The 15837-nt window shown below is 65.4% G+C and carries 14 protein-coding genes; 5 read left to right on the forward strand and 9 right to left on the reverse strand.

Annotated elements, in window-relative coordinates; translation table 11 throughout:
- Positions 1–70 precede the first annotated feature (70 nt).
- The gene (locus ACSQ23_RS24990) at positions 71–547 is read left to right on the forward strand and encodes a group II truncated hemoglobin (RefSeq protein ID WP_436092247.1); all 477 of its coding nucleotides are present in this window, start codon (positions 71–73) and stop codon (positions 545–547) included.
- Between the two features lie 81 nt (positions 548–628).
- Here ACSQ23_RS24990 and ACSQ23_RS24995 read toward each other — a convergent pair whose 3' ends face one another.
- The 6 genes from ACSQ23_RS24995 to ACSQ23_RS25020 form a co-directional block, all read right to left on the reverse strand.
- Positions 629–1384, reverse strand: coding sequence for an SDR family oxidoreductase (locus ACSQ23_RS24995; protein ID WP_436092248.1), 756 nt, complete (start codon positions 1382–1384; stop codon positions 629–631).
- Positions 1384–2115, reverse strand: coding sequence for an ATP-binding cassette domain-containing protein (locus ACSQ23_RS25000; protein ID WP_436092249.1), 732 nt, complete (start codon positions 2113–2115; stop codon positions 1384–1386). The genes ACSQ23_RS24995 and ACSQ23_RS25000 overlap by 1 nt, the downstream gene beginning before the upstream one ends.
- Positions 2112–3092, reverse strand: coding sequence for an ABC transporter permease (locus ACSQ23_RS25005; RefSeq protein ID WP_436092454.1), 981 nt, complete (start codon positions 3090–3092; stop codon positions 2112–2114). Before ACSQ23_RS25005 ends, ACSQ23_RS25000 begins: the two co-directional genes overlap by 4 nt.
- A gap of 70 nt (positions 3093–3162) precedes the next feature.
- Positions 3163–4143 (reverse strand): substrate-binding domain-containing protein, encoded by a 981-nt coding sequence (locus ACSQ23_RS25010; RefSeq protein WP_436092250.1) that lies wholly within the window; start codon positions 4141–4143, stop codon positions 3163–3165.
- Positions 4144–4169: 26 nt separating this feature from the next.
- A complete protein-coding gene (locus tag ACSQ23_RS25015; RefSeq protein WP_436092251.1) occupies positions 4170–5369 on the reverse strand; it encodes a mandelate racemase/muconate lactonizing enzyme family protein in 1200 nt (399 codons plus the stop codon).
- A 31-nt stretch (positions 5370–5400) separates the two neighbouring features.
- Complete coding sequence (locus ACSQ23_RS25020; protein WP_436092252.1) at positions 5401–6141, reverse strand: FadR/GntR family transcriptional regulator; 741 nt, start codon at positions 6139–6141, stop codon at positions 5401–5403.
- A gap of 146 nt (positions 6142–6287) precedes the next feature.
- On the opposite strand from ACSQ23_RS25020, the gene ACSQ23_RS25025 reads away from it, so the two are divergent.
- From ACSQ23_RS25025 to ACSQ23_RS25035, 3 genes are read left to right on the forward strand one after another with little or no spacing between them, the layout of a single operon-like run.
- Positions 6288–7403 (forward strand): cellulase-like family protein, encoded by a 1116-nt coding sequence (locus ACSQ23_RS25025; protein ID WP_436092253.1) that lies wholly within the window; start codon positions 6288–6290, stop codon positions 7401–7403.
- A 3-nt stretch (positions 7404–7406) separates the two neighbouring features.
- On the forward strand, positions 7407–8519 hold the full coding sequence (locus tag ACSQ23_RS25030; protein WP_436092254.1) for a cellulase-like family protein: 1113 nt from the start codon (positions 7407–7409) through the stop codon (positions 8517–8519).
- Between the two features lie 11 nt (positions 8520–8530).
- Positions 8531–9424 (forward strand): SMP-30/gluconolactonase/LRE family protein, encoded by an 894-nt coding sequence (locus tag ACSQ23_RS25035; protein WP_436092255.1) that lies wholly within the window; start codon positions 8531–8533, stop codon positions 9422–9424.
- Between the two features lie 186 nt (positions 9425–9610).
- Here the strand turns inward: ACSQ23_RS25035 and ACSQ23_RS25040 are convergent, their stop codons facing one another.
- The 3 genes from ACSQ23_RS25040 to ACSQ23_RS25050 all read right to left on the reverse strand — a co-directional run bounded on the left by ACSQ23_RS25040 (position 9611) and on the right by ACSQ23_RS25050 (position 13852).
- The gene (locus ACSQ23_RS25040; protein WP_436092256.1) at positions 9611–10480 is read right to left on the reverse strand and encodes an amidohydrolase family protein; all 870 of its coding nucleotides are present in this window, start codon (positions 10478–10480) and stop codon (positions 9611–9613) included.
- Between the two features lie 81 nt (positions 10481–10561).
- Positions 10562–12319: an IlvD/Edd family dehydratase gene (locus ACSQ23_RS25045; RefSeq protein ID WP_436092257.1), complete on the reverse strand. Its 1758-nt coding sequence runs from the start codon at positions 12317–12319 to the stop codon at positions 10562–10564.
- Between the two features lie 333 nt (positions 12320–12652).
- Entirely contained in the window at positions 12653–13852 is a 1200-nt protein-coding gene (locus tag ACSQ23_RS25050) for a mandelate racemase/muconate lactonizing enzyme family protein (RefSeq protein WP_436092258.1), read from the reverse strand.
- Between the two features lie 251 nt (positions 13853–14103).
- Between ACSQ23_RS25050 and ACSQ23_RS25055 the strand changes: the two genes are divergently transcribed.
- The gene (locus ACSQ23_RS25055; RefSeq protein ID WP_436092259.1) at positions 14104–15681 is read left to right on the forward strand and encodes an ABC transporter substrate-binding protein; all 1578 of its coding nucleotides are present in this window, start codon (positions 14104–14106) and stop codon (positions 15679–15681) included.
- Positions 15682–15837: the final 156 nt, after the last annotated feature.

Here is a 15837-nt window from a genome sequence, read left to right on the forward strand (position 1 = left end):
TGCCCAACGGGCCAGCTTGCGGCAATGTCGCGCCACGAGGCAGCCTCGGGCCGACGAGGAGACCGAGACCATGACCGATTCAACAGCCATTCCGACGCTCAGCGCCTGGGCGGGCGGCGAGGAACGCATCGCCGCGCTGACGGCGCGGTTCTATCAGCGGGTGCCGGCCGATCCGGTGATCGGGCCGGTCTTTGCCAATATGGACCCCAGGCATGCGGCGCACGTGGCCAGCTTCATTGCCGAGGTGTTCGGCGGCGGCACGCCCTATACCGATCACGGCGGCTCACATTCTGGCATGATCGCCCGCCATCTCGGCCGCGCCCTGACCGAGGCGCAGCGCAAACGCTGGATCGAGCTGATGCTCGAGACCGCCGACGAGGTCGGCCTGCCCAGCGACCCCGAGTTCCGCGCGGCGTTTGTCGGCTATCTCGAGTGGGGAACGCGCATCGCCGTCATCAACTCGCAGCCCGGCGTGGCGGCGCCAAAGGGCAACCCACCGATGCCGGTATGGGGCTGGGGACCACCGGGAGGGCCGTATCGGGGCTGATGGCCGCCGGCGACATCGCGCCCAGCCTCCCGCGCCTCGGTTCATGCTGGGGACGTTTTGCGCCGGAAGCGGACAGGTCGGCTACCAGCCGCCATCGACCGCGAAGTTCTGGCCGGTGATCATGCGCGAGCGGTCGGAGGCGAGGAACAGCACTAGGTCGGCAACATCGCTCGCCTGGATCCGCTCCTTGAGGCATTGGTTCTCGAGGATCCAGTCATTGTATTGCTGCAGGCGGTCGGCGAAGACCCGGTTCTCGGCCTCGGACACCACGGCGCCCGGGGATACCGCGTTGACCCGCACGTTGAACGGCCCCAGTTCGCGGGCCAGCGACTTGGTCAGCCCCAGCATCGCGCCCTTGCTCGCCACATAGGGGACATAGCCGTCCCACCGGCCATTGAGCGTCACCGAGCAGAAATTGACGATCTTGCCGTCACGCTTCTGTTTCATCGCCGGCGCCACGGCGCGCACGAGGGCGAAGGTCGCGGCGGAATTGACCCGCAGCTGATCTTCGTACTCCTCGATCGAAAACTCCTCGAACGGCTTGTTGATGATCAGCGCCGCGTTGGAGACCAGCACGTCGATGCCGCCATACTCGTCGCTGAGCCCACGCACCAGCGTCTCGCTTGCTTTCAGCTCGCCGAGGTCCTGGCCGATAGAGCGGGCCACCACGCCATGCCGGGCAGCCAGTTCGCGGGCCCGCTCGTCGCCACGGGGATCGCCGGGGCGGTCGAGCAGCAGCAGCCGCGCGCCGAGCCGGGCGAAGGCCTCGGCCTGCGCCGTGCCCAGCGTCCCCAGCGCCCCGGTGATGAGGACGGTCTTGCCCGCGAACTCGCTCATCACAGGTACCCGTGCACTTCGTCGATGCTGGTCTTCGAGATCGGGCTGTCGAACACGATCTCGCCGCGCGCCATCGCCACCACCCGGTCGCAGCATTGGAACACGTGCTGCATGTTGTGCGAGATGAAGATGCCGGTGACGTTCTGCTTCTTGAGGTCGCGCACGAAGCCCAGCACCTTGTCGGTCTCCTTCACCGACAGGTGGTTGGTTGGCTCGTCGAGGATCAGCGCCTTCGATTTGAAATGCATCGCGCGCGCGATGGCGACGCCCTGCCGCTGACCGCCGGAGAGTTCCCCCACCAGCGCATCGGGCGAGCGCAGGTGCAGGTCGACATCGGCGATCGCCTGGACGCTTTCGGCCCGCATCTTCTTCTGGTCCATCACCCCGAAGCCGAACAGCGACCAGCTGAGCGGCTCGCGGCCGATGAAGACGTTGCGCGCGATGGTCATGGTGGGGACCATGGAATTGTACTGGTAGATCGTCTCCAGCCCCAGCTCCATGGCGTGCCGGGCATTCCGGATGGTCACGTCCTTGCCGTCGATCCTGATCTTGCCGGCATCGGCCCGATGCACGCCCGAGAGGATCTTGATCAGCGTGGTCTTGCCGGCGCCGTTGTCGCCGACGAGGCCAACCGCTTCACCACGCTCGACGCGGAGGCTGACATTCTTGAGGGCGTGGACACCGGAATACCACTTCTGCAGTCCGGTACATTCGATCAGCGGCGCGCTCATTGGGCCACCTCCAGCTTGATGTTGCGCGCCCGGCGCTCCAGCCAATGGTTGGCGATGACGGCGCAGACGATGAGGAAGCCGATGGCGAACTTGAACCAGCTGGCATCGACCCGGCTCATGATCATGCCGGAATCGATGACCCGGATGATCGCCATGCCGATGACCACGCCGACGATGTTGCCGACGCCACCGGAGAGCGCGATGCCGCCGATCACCGCGGCGGCGATGGCCTGCAGCTCCATGGATTCGCCCATCGAGGGGATCGGCGAGCCGATGCGGACCACCTGGATGATGCCGGCCAACCCAGCGAGGGTTGAGCAGATCATGAAGCAGACGGTTTTCACCAGCGAGGTGGGGATGCCCATGGCCTTGGCCGCTTCCACCGAGCCGCCGGTGGCGCGGATCCAGTTGCCGAAATTGGTCTTCTCGAGCAGTAGCCAGACCAGCAGCGCCAGGGCGACCAGCCAGATGGCCGAGACGCGGAAAATGCCCAGTGGTTCGGAGAAGGCCCAGGTGGGCACCACCGCGATATCGAGCGTCGTGGCAAGGCCGCTCGAATAGAGCACCACCGCCACCGAGCGCGCCATGAACAGGGTGCCGAGCGTGGTGATGAAGCTCGGAATGCCGAAGCGCAGCGTCACTGCCGAATTGAACAGGCCGATCGCCGCGCCGACCACCAGGGCGAGGATAAAGGCGGGCCAGAACGGGATGCCGAAATTGATCATGGCGCAGAGCACGATCGGGCAGAGCCCCATGACCGAGCCGATCGAAAGGTCGAATTCGCCCGCGATCATCAGGAGGCTGAAGCCGAGCGCCAGGATCGCCAGTTCGGGATAGAGGCTGAACATGCCGCGCACATTGGCGTTGGACAGGAACAGCCCGTTGCTGGCCGCGGCGAAATAGGTGGTGAACACGATCAGCACCACGAGGGCGACGAGCTCGGGTCGCTGCATGTAGATCTTTAGCAGTCGCATGATTGGTCGCTTCTCCTCGCGAGACCGAAAACGAAGCGGCGGCAGCCGTTACGAGGCCACCGCCGCCAGGGGGTCAGCGGTAGCCGGCCTTGGACAGCTCTTCGATGGCGCCAACCATGTCTTTGGTGACGATGGCGCTGCCGGTATCGACGTCATAGGCGGCCATCTTGTAGTCGCGGATCGGCCCGGCCTGCATCACCGGGGCCCAGCCCTGGAGATACGGTTGCTGGTCGACATGATACTGGATGTAGCCGGCCTGCATCTGCGCCAGCACATCGGGCACGAGGTCGAAGCCGCCAAGGATCACCTTGCCCGGATCGATCCCGCGATCCTTCAGCACGGTGACGACACCGACATCCCAGAAGCCGGTATCGAAATAGGCGGTGAGGTTCGGCTCGCTGGTGAAGTAGCTGCCGAAGCGGTCGGCGCTGGTGCCGTAGTCGAGGCCGGCATCGATCTCGTGCCAGCTGATATCGCGCGACGGGTTCGCCGCCTTCCAGTCTTCGAGCCCGGCAATGATGCCGTTGGCCCGGGTGCGCGACCAGTTATCGGCCGGCGCGTTGACGCCGATCAGTACGCGGATCGGGCCTTCGGCCGGGAAATCGCCAGCCACCCGGGTGGCGAGCGCCTGCCCGGCGGTGAAAAAGCTCTGGCCGACAAAGGCGGCGCGGGCATTGCCCTTGGCGCCCTGGTTGTCATCGACGTTCGACGAGATCACGGCGATGCCGGCATCGACGGCTTCCTTGACCACCGCATCGAACGCCGTGTCGTCGGTGATCGAGGTGATGAGCAGGTCCGGCTGCTGCGCGATGGCGGCCTGGATATTGGCGATGTGGCCGGCCACGTCGCCGGCCTTGGCGATGAACAGCATCTGGCAATCGGCTTTGACGATGGCGCAGGCGTCGTCCATGCCTTTCTTCACCGTCAGCCAGAAGGTGTTTCCGCTGTCGGCATGGGTGGCGTAGATGATGCGCAGCGGCGGCTTGTCCTCAGCCAGTGCAGGCATTGCGCAGAGGGCCGTGGCCGCCAGCATGGCGGCAATAAGCGTCTTCATGGTTTTCCTCCCTGGAAAATCTGCTTTTAGTTTTCGGCGTCGCTACTCCGTCGGGTCGTCTTGAACCGCCGGTCGAGTTCGGGATTGAGTTCCATCCCCAGCCCCGCCCCCTCGGGAACGGTGATCTTGCCGTTGCTGATCGGGGGCAGTTGCGTGACGAGGTCGCCGTACCAGGTACGATGGAAGGCGCGGACGCTCTCCTGCACCAGGGCGTTGGGCGCATTGAGCGACAGGTGGGTCGAGGCGCACAGCACCACCGGCCCGGTGCAATCATGCGGCGCCACCGGCAGATGCCAGGCCTCGGCCATCGAGGCGATCGCCTTGGCTTCGGTGAGCCCGCCGCACCAGGAGAGATCGAGCATCACGACGCCCGCTGCGTCCGCCATCAGCAGGTCGCGGAAGCGCCAGCGCGTCGCCAGTGTTTCCGAGGCGCAGACCGGCGCGATGGAGGCCTCGCTGTAGCGCTTGAGATCGCCGAGCGAATCCATGCGGATCGGATCTTCGTGCCAGAACGTGTTGTAGGGCGCCAAGGCCCGGGCGATCTGGATGGCCGGGGTGAGCTGCCACATAGAGTGGAACTCGACCATCACATCCATCTTGTCGCCGACCCGCTTGCGGATCTTTTCGAACGGCGACAGCGCCTCCTTAAGGTCGGCCGCGCTGATGTACTGGCCGCGGCTCTTTTCGGCCGCCACATCGAACGGCCAGATCTTCATCGCCGTGATGCCCTCGGAGAGCAGCTCTTCGGCGAGATCATCGGCACGGCTGAGGAAGGCCTCGAGATCGGCATATTGGTTGCGCCCGCCGCTCAACCCGTAATTGGCGACGGTCTGGCCGCCTTCCTGCATGTAGCCGGTGCCGGCGCAGGTGTTATAGGTGCGGATCTCGCTGCGGGTGAACCCACCCAGGAGCTGCGCGATCGGCTGGTTGCTGACCTTGCCGAAAATATCCCACAGCGCGATATCGATCGCCGAATTGCCGCGCATCTCGACGCCGGTCGAGGCGAAGCCGAGATAGCCGGTGAGGGCCCGCGAGATGGCTTCGATCTGCAGCGGATCGCGCCCGATCAGCATAGGCGCGGCCGTCTCGTGGATATAGGCCTCGACGGCCTCGGCACCGAAGAATGTCTCGCCGAGCCCGGTCACGCCTTCATCGGTGTGCACCTCGACCCAGCAGATATTCGCGTGTTCGGCGATCCGGATCGTTTCGATCTTCTGGATTTTCACCGCCAGCCCCTCCCCCGGGCCTCAGAGTTGGTCAGTTGACGCCGCTGGCGAGCAGCACCTTCACCGTGTTGTCGAAATGCTCCGCCATCTGCGCTTCGGCGGCGCTGCGATTGCCCGCCTCGATGTGCTGCGCGATGGCCTCGTGGCAGCTCACATTGTCGTAGCGGTCCGCGTCGCTCTCGCGCGCCAGCCAGCCGACGCGCCAGGTCTGCCGCGTCAGCACGTGGAACGAGCCCACCATCAGCGCGAACATCGGGTTGCGCGAGGCGCGGGCGATGGTTTCGTGAAAGGCGATGTCGTGTTCCATCACCTTGTCCATCTCGTGGAAGTCGGCGCGCATCGCCGCCGCCAGCGCCTTGATCTCGCGCGCTTCCTTGTCGGTGCGGCGGAGGGCCGCGAGCCCGACGGTCCGCATCTCGAGGGTGCGGCGTACGTCGAGAATCTGCTGCACCGATACCTGGTCGGTCTGCACGCCATGGTCGATGACCAGCGCCAGCACCTGCGGGTCGACCGCCGAAACCCGGGCCCGGCGGCCATTCGAAACGCTGAGCAGGCCCAGCGCCGCCATCGACCGATAGGCCTCCCGCGCCACGGCCCGTGACACGCCGAGCTGCTCGCCGATCATGGTCTCGCTGGGCAGCGGATCGCCGACCTTCATCCCCTCCGAGCGGATCATCTGGCGGATGCCGAGGATCACCTTCTGCACCAGCGAGGTTGGCGCCTCTTCTTCGTCGGCAGCCTCGACCGGCCTGGGGTACCCGTTATTGCTCATCTCAACCTGTATGCTAGGTCACGTTGTTTTTGTAGAAAGCATGTCACTTACCTGTTGTCAATACGACGATATCCAGTCTACGAATGCACCCCATGCAAGCAGACAGGTAACGAACATGCTGCGCGCCAAGGGAGGGTAGACCGGGGATGAAACCCAGCTTTCTGAAGCCTTATGCCATCACGATGTGGGACTTTTCCTGGATCGAGCGGCGCTGGCCCGGCGCCGGCTACGAGGATTGGGACCAGGCGCTCGATGAGCTGGCCGAACGCGGCTATGACGCGGTCCGCATCGACGCCTTCCCGCACCTGGTCTCGGCCGGCGCCGAGCGGGAATGGGAAATTCTCCCCACCTGGAACCAGGTGAGCTGGGGCGCCCAGTCGCTCACCCGGGTCACGGTGGGTCCGGCGCTTGTCGAGTTCATCGCCAAGTGCAAGGCGCGCCACATCGGCGTCGGCCTCTCCACCTGGTGGCGGCAGGACCGCGACGATGTCCGCCTCAATATCCGCTCGGCCGCCGATCTCGCCAAGGTCTGGGTCGATACGCTCGCTTTGATCGACCGCGCCGGCCTGATCGACAGCATCCTCTATGTCGATTTCTGCAACGAGTTCCCGATCCCGTTCTGGACGCCCTTCCTCTATGGCGGCATCGAGGGCGAGGAGCGGTCACGCCGCGACCCTGAGATCGTCGCCTTGATGCGCGACAGCATCGCCATCGCCAAGCAGAGCTATCCCGATCTCGATTACACCTTCTCGTTCTGCACCCAGTACCGCGACTGGGCCGAGCAGGACGTGTCGATGCTCGATATCCTCGAGCCCCATATCTGGATGTCGCATCCCTCGACCAGCGATTGGAACGCCGCCGTCGGCTACAATTTCGAGAAGTTCTCGCCGGAGGGTTTCGACAACATCGTGGCGCGTGGCTACGAGACCTACCGCGCCAACCAGGCCCGCTACGATAAGGCGCTGACCGGCGAGATCGACAACATCGCCGACTGGTCGTGTGCCTCGGGTAAGGCGCTGGTCACCACCGAATGCTGGTCGGTGGTCGACTACAAGGATTGGCCGCTGCTCGACTGGGGCTGGATCAAGGATCTCTGCGAGCTCGGCGTCAGCCACGCCGCTACGAAGGGCCGCTGGGTCGGCATCGCCACCTCCAACTTCTGCGGGCCGCAATTCGTCGGCATGTGGCGCGATATCGCCTGGCACCGCCGGCTCACCGACCTGATCAAGACCTCCCCCATCGATTCCGACCTGAGACGTTGAGCCATGACCATCAGCCGCGTAACCCGCCCCTATGCCATCACCATGTGGGAGTTCTCCTGGATCGAGCGGCGCTGGCCCGGCGCCGGCTACGAGGATTGGGACCAGGCGCTCGATGAACTGGCCGAGCGCGGCTACGACGCGGTGCGCATCGATGCCTTCCCGCATCTGATCGCCGCCGACCCGCACAAGACCTGGACCATCCATTCGGATGGCCAGGATGGCGATTGGGGCGCACCGGGCGAAGTCGACATCAGCAAGGTCGGCGAGGCGCTGGTCGAGTTCATTTCTAAGTGCAAGGCGCGCGGCATCGTGGTCGGCCTCTCCACCTGGTACAAGCGCGACAATGAAGATGCCCGCATGCTGATCAAGACCGCGGAGGATCAGGCGCGGGTGTGGCTCGCCACGCTCGATCTCATCGCCGCGGCAGGCCTCATCGACGCCATCCTCTACGTCGATCTCTGCAATGAATTCCCCAACGTGAAATGGGCGCCCTATCTCTATCCGCCTGGGCAGACCGCGCCCGATCTGCTGACCGCTCCGCGCGTCATCGGCTGGATGCGCGACAGCATCGCCCTGTTGCGGCAGCGCTACCCCGAGCTCGACTACACCTTCTCGCAGTCGGACCAGTTCGAGCTCTGGGAACAGCAGGATGTGTCGATGCTCGATTTCCTCGAGCCGCACATCTGGATCACCAATCCGGCGATGAGCAGCTTTTACGCCGATATCGGCTACTCGTTCAAACAGCGCGAGTTCCAGACGCTGATCCGCAAGGCCAAGCCGCATTATCTCGCCGACAAACAGCGCTTCGACACCACGCTCACCGAGTGGATCGGCAAAGCGGCCGACTGGTCGCGCCGCAGCAAGCTGCCGCTCGTCACCACCGAGGCCTGGGCCTCGGTGATGTATCGCGACTGGCCGATGGCCGATTGGGACTGGATGATGGATGTCTGCGCCGATGGCGTCGAGCAGGCGGCGGCGACCGGCCGCTGGACGGCGATCTGCACCTCGAACTTCTGCGGGCCGCAATATCGTGGCATGTGGCGCGACATTGCCTGGCACCGGCGCCTGACCGATATCATCAAGTCGTCGCCGCTGGCGGCCGAGTTCCGCAAATAGCGAGCCCAGCCATGCGTGAAGCCGCCATCATCTTCGACGCCCGCAACAGTGTCGGCGAGAGCATCATCTGGTCGCCGGCAGAAGCGGCGCTCTACTGGGTGGATATCGTCGGCAGCGCCATCCACCGGCTGGATCCGGTGACCGGCGCCCACCACCAGTGGGCGACGCCCGAGCTGCCGACCTCGATCGGGCTGCGGCGTGGCGGCGGCTTCATCGTCGGCCTCCGCCAGCGCGTCGTGCTGTGGTCGCCCGGCGGCAGCTTCGACACTTTCGCGGTTCCCGAACCCGAGCAGCCGGGCAACCGCCTGAACGAGGGTGTGGTGGCGCCAGACGGCTCGTTCTGGGTCGGCACCATGCAGGACAATATCGGCGCCGATGGCGGGCCCAAGCCCGCCCCGGATCGCACCGGCCGGCTCTACCGGATCTCGCCGGAAGGCCAGGTGACCGCCCTCAGCTCGGAGCGGTTCGGCATCACCAACACCATGGTCTGGCTCGACGATGGCCGCTTCGTCACCGCCGACACCACCACCAATGCGCTGCTGGCCTTCGACTACGACCCCGGCGCCCTCACCCTCGCCAACCCGCGCCCCTTCGCTTCGCCGTTGCCGCGCGGACTTCCGGATGGTTCGACCCGCGATGCGGCCGGCGCCGTCTACAACTGCCGCGTTGCCGGCGGCGCCGGCATTGCGAGGATCGCCCCATCCGGCGCCATCGAGATGGTCGAGCTGCCGGTCCGATCGCCCACTAGCTGCACCTTTGGCGGCGCGGACCTCAAAACGCTCTATGTCACCTCGGCGCGTTTCGGGATGAGCGAGGCCGAGCTGGCGGCTCGTCCGGCCGAGGGCGCGCTGGTTGCCGTCCCGCTCGCCAGCGTGGGGACCGCCTCCGGCACCTTCGCGGGATAGCGGCAAAGCCACCGGCGGTGCCGCGATCCTCCCCCGCGTGGCGGGGGAGGGGGACCAGCGAAGCTGGTGGAGGGGGGAGCCCAAGCCGGAGACTCTTACCGCCCCCTCCACCGCCTTCGGCGGTCCCCCTCCCCCGCCACGCGGGGGAGGATCACGGAGAGTCCCGTGCCCGGCCAGACCGGCCGCTCAGCCCAGCGGGTTGTCACCCTTCCACCAGGTCTTGAACGGGTTGGACCAGAGGATCGACTGGATCGTCTCCTCGCTCACCCGTGGCAGGTTGGTGCCTTCGACCTGCTTGTTGATGTTGATCAGCCCATCGGCCGATTCCGCCACGCCGGCGAACGGGAAGTCGGTGCCGAAGAAGATCTTGTCGGCGGTGCGATACTCCTCGGCCAGCACCAGCATGTTGTAATACTGCCAGGGCCGGTAGAAGAGCGCTGACTGTTCCAGCCACACATTGGGTTGCTTGCGCGCCACGACGATCGCCTCGTCGTACCAGGGGTGGCCCATATGGGCGAGGATCATGGTGAGGTCGGGGTATTTCAGCGCCACCGGCTCGACATGGATGGCGCGGCCAAGCTCCACCGGGGCATTGCGGGCATAGGTGGTGCCCATATGCATGGTCAGCGGGATGTTGCGCTTCTGCAGATACTCGTAGACCGGCTCGAGCCGTGGGTCGGAGAGGTGCACGCCGTTATAGATCGGCCCGAACTTCACGCCCTTGAGACCAAGGTCCTCGATGGCGTGGTGCAGCATGTCCATGTAGTCGGGGCGGCGCGGATCGACATAGGCGAAGCCGACGAACTTGTCGGGGTACTTCTTCACCGCCGCGGCGGTCAGCTCGTCATTGCCCTCGACGCCGATGGCGTCGGCATAGCGCAGGGTGAAAATGATCGCCTTCTCCACATCGGCCATCGCCGTGTAGAGCGAATCCGCATCGGATTGGTGGCTGAGCTCGCCCTTCCGTACCCGGCCATGCAGCGTCCAGTACAGCGGCAGGATGTGCTCTTCGTTGTAGATATTGACGTGGCAGTCGCAATAGGCGCGGGCGGTCATGCTGAATATCCTCCAGATAAAATGCGGGCGCCGAGGCTCAGCGGCTCACCGAGCGGCATCGGCAGTGCGACGGGTGTGCCGTCAGAACGAGACCTTTGAAGGTGGCGTGCCGCTGCCGCCGACGAGGAAGTCGAAATCGACGCCCTTGTCGGCCTGCTGCACATGGTCGATGTAGAGCCGGCCATAGCCGCGCTCATAGGCCGGCGGCGGCGGCACGAAGGCCGCCCGGCGCCGCGCCAGTTCCTCGGCGGATATTTCGAGCTCGAGCTTCCGCGCGGCACAATCGAGCACGATGAAGTCGCCGGTCCTGACCAGCGCCAGCGGCCCGCCCAGCGCCGATTCCGGCGCCACATGCAGCACCACGGTGCCGAATGCCGTGCCGCTCATCCGCGCGTCCGAGACCCGCACCATATCGGTGACGCCCTGCTCGAGCAGCTTCTTGGGCAGCGCCATGGTACCGGCTTCCGGCATGCCGGGATAACCGCGCGGCCCGGCATTCTTCAGCACCAGGATGCTGTCGGCGTCGACATCGAGATCGGGGTCGTCGATGCGGGCCCTGAGATCCTCGGAATTTTCGAACACCATGGCCCGGCCGCGGTGCTGCATCAGCCGTGGCGAGGCCGCCGACGGCTTGATGATGGCGCCATTGGGGGCAAGGTTGCCCTTCAGCACCATCATGCCGCCCTGCGGCGTCAGCGGCTTGTCCAGCGGCCGGATCACCTCGTCGTTCCAGCTTTGCGCATCCGCGATGCGCTCGCCGATCGTGCCGCCTTCAACCGCGACGGCGTCGAGGTTGAGCAAATGCGAGATGCGCTGCATCACCACCGGCAAACCGCCGGCATCGAAGAACTCTTCCATCAGGAAGCGGCCCGAGGGTTTGAGGTCGACAATGGTCGGCACGTCGCGGCCGAGCGCGTCCCAGTCCTCGAGCTTGAAATCGACGCCGAGCCGACCGGCGAGGGCGAGCAGGTGCACCACCGCATTGGTGGAGCCGCCGATCGCGCCATTGACCTTCACCGCGTTCTCGAACGCCGCCCGGGTCAGGATCTTGGAAATGGTGATGTTCTGCCGCACCAGTTCGACGGCACGCTTGCCCGATTGCTCGGCCAGCACGGCGCGACGACTGTCGGGCGCCGGGATCGAGCCGTTCATGGCAAAGCCGATGCCCATCGCTTCGCCCAGCGACGCCATGGTCGAGGCGGTGCCCATGGTCATGCACGAGCCGGCCGAACGGCTCATCGCCGCCTCGGCCGCATCGAGGTCGGCCTTCGAGATCTTGCCCGTGCGGTATTCCTCATCGAGCTTGAAGATATCGGTGCCCGAGCCCAACACCCGGCCGCGGAAGCGGGCATTGAGCATTGGCCCGCCCGACACCAGCACGGCGGGCACATCGCAGCTTGCCGCCCCCATCAGCACCGCCGGCGTGGTCTTGTCGCAGCCGGCCAGCAGCACCACCCCGTCGATCGGGTTGGCGCGGATCGTCTCTTCGACATCCATGGCGACGAGGTTGCGAAACATCATGGTGGTCGGCCGCATCAGCGGCTCACCCAGGCTCGTTACCGGGAACTCCAGTGGGAAACCACCCGCCATCAGCACGCCCCGCTTCACATGCTCGGCCAGCTCACGCAGGTGCCGGTTGCAGTTGGTCAGTTCCGACCAGGTGTTGCAGATGCCGATCACCGGCCGGCCATCGAGCAGTTCGGGCGAGAACCCCTGGCTCTTCATCCAGCTGCGCGGCACGAAGCCATATTTGCCGGCCCGCGCAAACCATTCGGCGCTGCGATAGGCCCGCGGCTCGCCCGGCTTGGCGGCATTGGCTGGGGTGGTCTCAATGCTCATCTGACGCTTGTCCGTGCGGCTGTTGTTCGGTGGTTTTGCCGGCGTGCACTGTAACGTTACATGGACGAAGGCCGTCAAGGGACTTTGTGTGGGGTACGACCATGAGATGATGGTGCCTCAAGTTCCGGCTGTGAGGCGAGGGCCTTCTCCCCTTGTGGGAGAAGGTGGCCGAAGGCCGGATGAGGGGTCCGCGCAACGAAGTGTAGCGCGCTCCGAGCGAAGCGAGGAGTGACCCAGTGCGCGGAGAGATACCCCTCATCCGCCCTTCGGGCACCTTCTCCCACAAGGGGAGAAGGCGATCGCGTCCAGTGCCAGTGCCCAGTCCCCCTGCCCCTAAACCCGCGACACCCGCCGCACCAGATCGGCCCGCTCGAACACCTCCGGCCTCAACTCAGTCCCCAGCCCAGGCCCCTCCATTGGGTACACATGCCCGCCTTCGATGCGTGGCGTTGCCGTCACCAGGTCCTTGTACCAGCCATTGTAATAGGCCCGCACGCTCTCCTGGATCAGCGTGTTGGGCTGGCTGAACGAGGCATGCACTCCCGCGGCGAACGCCACCGGGCCGACGCAGTCATGCGCGGCGAACGGCCGGTGATAGGTGTCGGCCAGCGCGGCGATCTTGCGTGCTTCGGTCAGCCCGCCGCACCAACCGATATCGACCATCACCACATGCGTCGCGTCGCGGTCGAGCAGGTCCTTGTAGGGAAAGCGCGTCGCCAGCACTTCGCTGGCGCAGACCGATATCGGGGTCGAGCGCGCGAACTCGGCCAGCGCCTGCGGCGAGTTCATGCGGATCGGGTCCTCGAACCAGGTCGGCTGGAACGGCTCCAGGGCCCGCGCGATCTGCTTGGCGGTGGGGAGGTTCCACAGGCTATGCAGCTCCACCATGATCTCGATGCGGTCGCCCACGGCTTTCCGGATCTTCTCGAACGGCGCGAGCGCCAGCTTCAGCTGGTCGGTGGTGATGTAGCGCCCGTCGTTTTCCATCGCCGGCGGATCGAACGGCCAGATCTTCATCGCCGTGATCCCCGAGGCCAGCAGGTCCTCCGCCAGCTCCCCCGCCCGATGCATGAAGCCGTCGAGATCGGCATAGCGGGCATCGCCCTGCCCCGAGGCCCAGTTATCCACCGGCCGGAAGTTGCGCGCCTGCGCGTAGCGAGGGTTGGCGCAGGTATTGTAGATGCGCAGCCGCTGGTGGCTCAGCCCGCCCAGCATCTGGTGCACCGGCAGGTTGCATGCCTTGCCGAACAGATCCCACAGCGCGATGTCGACCGCCGACGCGGCCCGCATTTCCGCCCCCGATGACGAGAACCCCAGCGCCGCATAGACCATCTCGCGGTTGATCGCCTCGATCGCCAGCGGGTCGCGGCCGAGCAGCTTATGCGCCAGCACTTCGTGTACATGTGCGGTGACCGACCCCGGCCCGAAGAACGTCTCGCCCAGCCCGGTTATCCCCGCATCGGTATGCACCCGCACCCAGATGACGTTCGAGAACTCCTCGGTATAGAGCGTCTCGACCTCGGTTATCTTCATTTCGCATTTCCTCCCTCAGGCGCCGTGAGACCGGCTGGGCTCAAGGCCCCTGCCCCCCTCCCGACGAAAATTCCCACACCCTCTTGACGATCCGGCGTGAAGCTGACTGAATACCTTTAACGATACATGTCGACCACGATACAGACGAGGATCGGAAACGCAAGTCGTTGGGGCGATGCGCGTTCTACCCCTTTCGATCAGGGGCCCGGTCCTTGATGTCGATGCACGTCTATTTTCAGGAGGGACGGACAATGGGTAACAGGAAGCATCTTCTTTTCAGCTCGGCAGTGACGCTGGGCCTTCTCGCCAGTTTCGGCGCGACGGCTCAGGAGCGGTTCAGCTGCCCACAGCAGGGCGGCGATCTGGTGGTCGGGCTCGAAGCCGCGGCCGGAACGCTCGACCAGCAGACGGCCACCCCGTCGGCGACACGCAATATCGCCATGAACATCTTCGAGGCGCTGATCATCCGCGACGAGAACATGCGGCCGGTGCCCGATCTCGCCGACACGATCGAGACCAGCGCCGATGGGCTGAACTACACCTTCAAGCTGCGCCAGGGGGTCAAGTTCCACAACGGCAAGCCGATGACCTCCGCCGACGTGCTCGCCTCGTTCGACCGCTACAAGACCGTCGGCGTCAGCCGCTCGATCCTCGAAGCCGTGGCAGGCTGGACGGCCCCCGATGACGCCACCTTCGTCATCACGCTCAAGGCGCCGCAGGCGAACTTCCTCGAAAATCTCTCGTCGTCGACGGCCCCCGTCGTCATCATGCCCTCGGAAGAGGCCAGCAAGGCGGCCGGGCAGATCGACGTCATCGGCACCGGGCCGTTCAAGCTCGGCGAATTCGTGCCGGACAGCCATGTGCGTCTCGACCGCTATGCCGACTACACCCCGGGCACCACGCTCACCGGTCTCAGCGGCTTTGCCGGCTACAAGCAGGCCTGCGTCGATACCGTGACCTTCCGCATGCTCACCGAAACCGCCGCCCGCATGGCGGCGCTCGAAACCGGCGAAGTCCATATCGTCGAATCGGTGCCGGCGATTTCGATGGAGCGCCTCGCGGCGGTCGAGGGCGTCGAGCTGCTGACGCTCGAAGCCTACGGCCTCAATATCGGCTACCCGAACTGGTCGGCGCCGCCCACCGACAACCTCAAGGTGCGCCAGGCCATGCTGGCCGCGCTCAACATGGATGAGATCATGGAGGCGTCGACCGACGGCGTCTACAAGCTCAACCCCAGCCTGCAATTCCCCGGCACCGCCTATTTCTCCGAAGCCGGCGGCGAGCTCTACAACCAGGCCAATGCCGACAAGGCCAAGGCGCTGCTGGCCGAGGCCGGCTACAACAACGAGCCGATCGTGCTGCTGACCACCCAGCAGATCACCACCATGTACAACACTGCCCTGGTAATGCAGGCGCAGCTGCAGGCAGCCGGCTTCAACGCCGAACTCAAGGTGTTCGACTGGCCGACGGCGCTGGCCACCAGCGAGAAGGAAACCACCGGGTGGAATTTCTTCTTCACCCACTGGACCGGCTCGGCCGCCCAGGGCGGCGCGACGACGCTCCGCAACCTCGCGGCCCCCGCCAATATCTATAAGCCGCAGGACCCGGCCGGTGACCCCGACTACAACGCCGCGTTCCAGCGCGTGCAGGGTGGCGCCACCATCGAAGAGCGGGCCGCTGCCTTCGCCGATGCCCAGAAGGCGGTGTTCGAGCACGTACTCGCCATTCCATTCGGCGTGATGTCGAACGTCCAGGGCACACGGTCGAACGTGAAGGGGTTTAAGCCCTTCTACAACACGCGGGTGTCGAACGTCTGGCTCGAAAAGTGATGTGACGGGGCAGAGCCACCGGCCTCTCCGCTCTGATCCTCCCCCGCGTGGCGGGGGACGATCACCCGAAGGGTGGTGGAGGGGGCGGCAAGAGTCTCAGTTTTGGCTCCCCCCTCCACCGCCTTCGGCGGTCCCCCCGGGGTGAGGCCCTGGCCT

It is taken from the genome of Devosia sp. LjRoot16, from assembly GCF_964252795.1.
Lineage (GTDB): Bacteria > Pseudomonadota > Alphaproteobacteria > Rhizobiales > Devosiaceae > Devosia_A.

Excerpts from the sequence above, each read along its gene's own strand:
- ACSQ23_RS24990 (WP_436092247.1), top strand. The coding sequence starts at position 71 with ATGACCGATTCAACAGCCATTCCGACGCTCAGCGCCTGGGCGGGCGGC.
- ACSQ23_RS24995 (WP_436092248.1), bottom strand. The coding sequence starts at position 1,384 with ATGAGCGAGTTCGCGGGCAAGACCGTCCTCATCACCGGGGCGCTGGGG.
- ACSQ23_RS25000 (WP_436092249.1), bottom strand. The coding sequence starts at position 2,115 with ATGAGCGCGCCGCTGATCGAATGTACCGGACTGCAGAAGTGGTATTCC.
- ACSQ23_RS25010 (WP_436092250.1), bottom strand. The coding sequence starts at position 4,143 with ATGAAGACGCTTATTGCCGCCATGCTGGCGGCCACGGCCCTCTGCGCA.
- ACSQ23_RS25020 (WP_436092252.1), bottom strand. The coding sequence starts at position 6,141 with ATGAGCAATAACGGGTACCCCAGGCCGGTCGAGGCTGCCGACGAAGAA.
- ACSQ23_RS25025 (WP_436092253.1), top strand. The coding sequence starts at position 6,288 with ATGAAACCCAGCTTTCTGAAGCCTTATGCCATCACGATGTGGGACTTT.
- ACSQ23_RS25030 (WP_436092254.1), top strand. The coding sequence starts at position 7,407 with ATGACCATCAGCCGCGTAACCCGCCCCTATGCCATCACCATGTGGGAG.
- ACSQ23_RS25035 (WP_436092255.1), top strand. The coding sequence starts at position 8,531 with ATGCGTGAAGCCGCCATCATCTTCGACGCCCGCAACAGTGTCGGCGAG.
- ACSQ23_RS25040 (WP_436092256.1), bottom strand. The coding sequence starts at position 10,480 with ATGACCGCCCGCGCCTATTGCGACTGCCACGTCAATATCTACAACGAA.
- ACSQ23_RS25045 (WP_436092257.1), bottom strand. The coding sequence starts at position 12,319 with ATGAGCATTGAGACCACCCCAGCCAATGCCGCCAAGCCGGGCGAGCCG.
- ACSQ23_RS25050 (WP_436092258.1), bottom strand. The coding sequence starts at position 13,852 with ATGAAGATAACCGAGGTCGAGACGCTCTATACCGAGGAGTTCTCGAAC.
- ACSQ23_RS25055 (WP_436092259.1), top strand. The coding sequence starts at position 14,104 with ATGGGTAACAGGAAGCATCTTCTTTTCAGCTCGGCAGTGACGCTGGGC.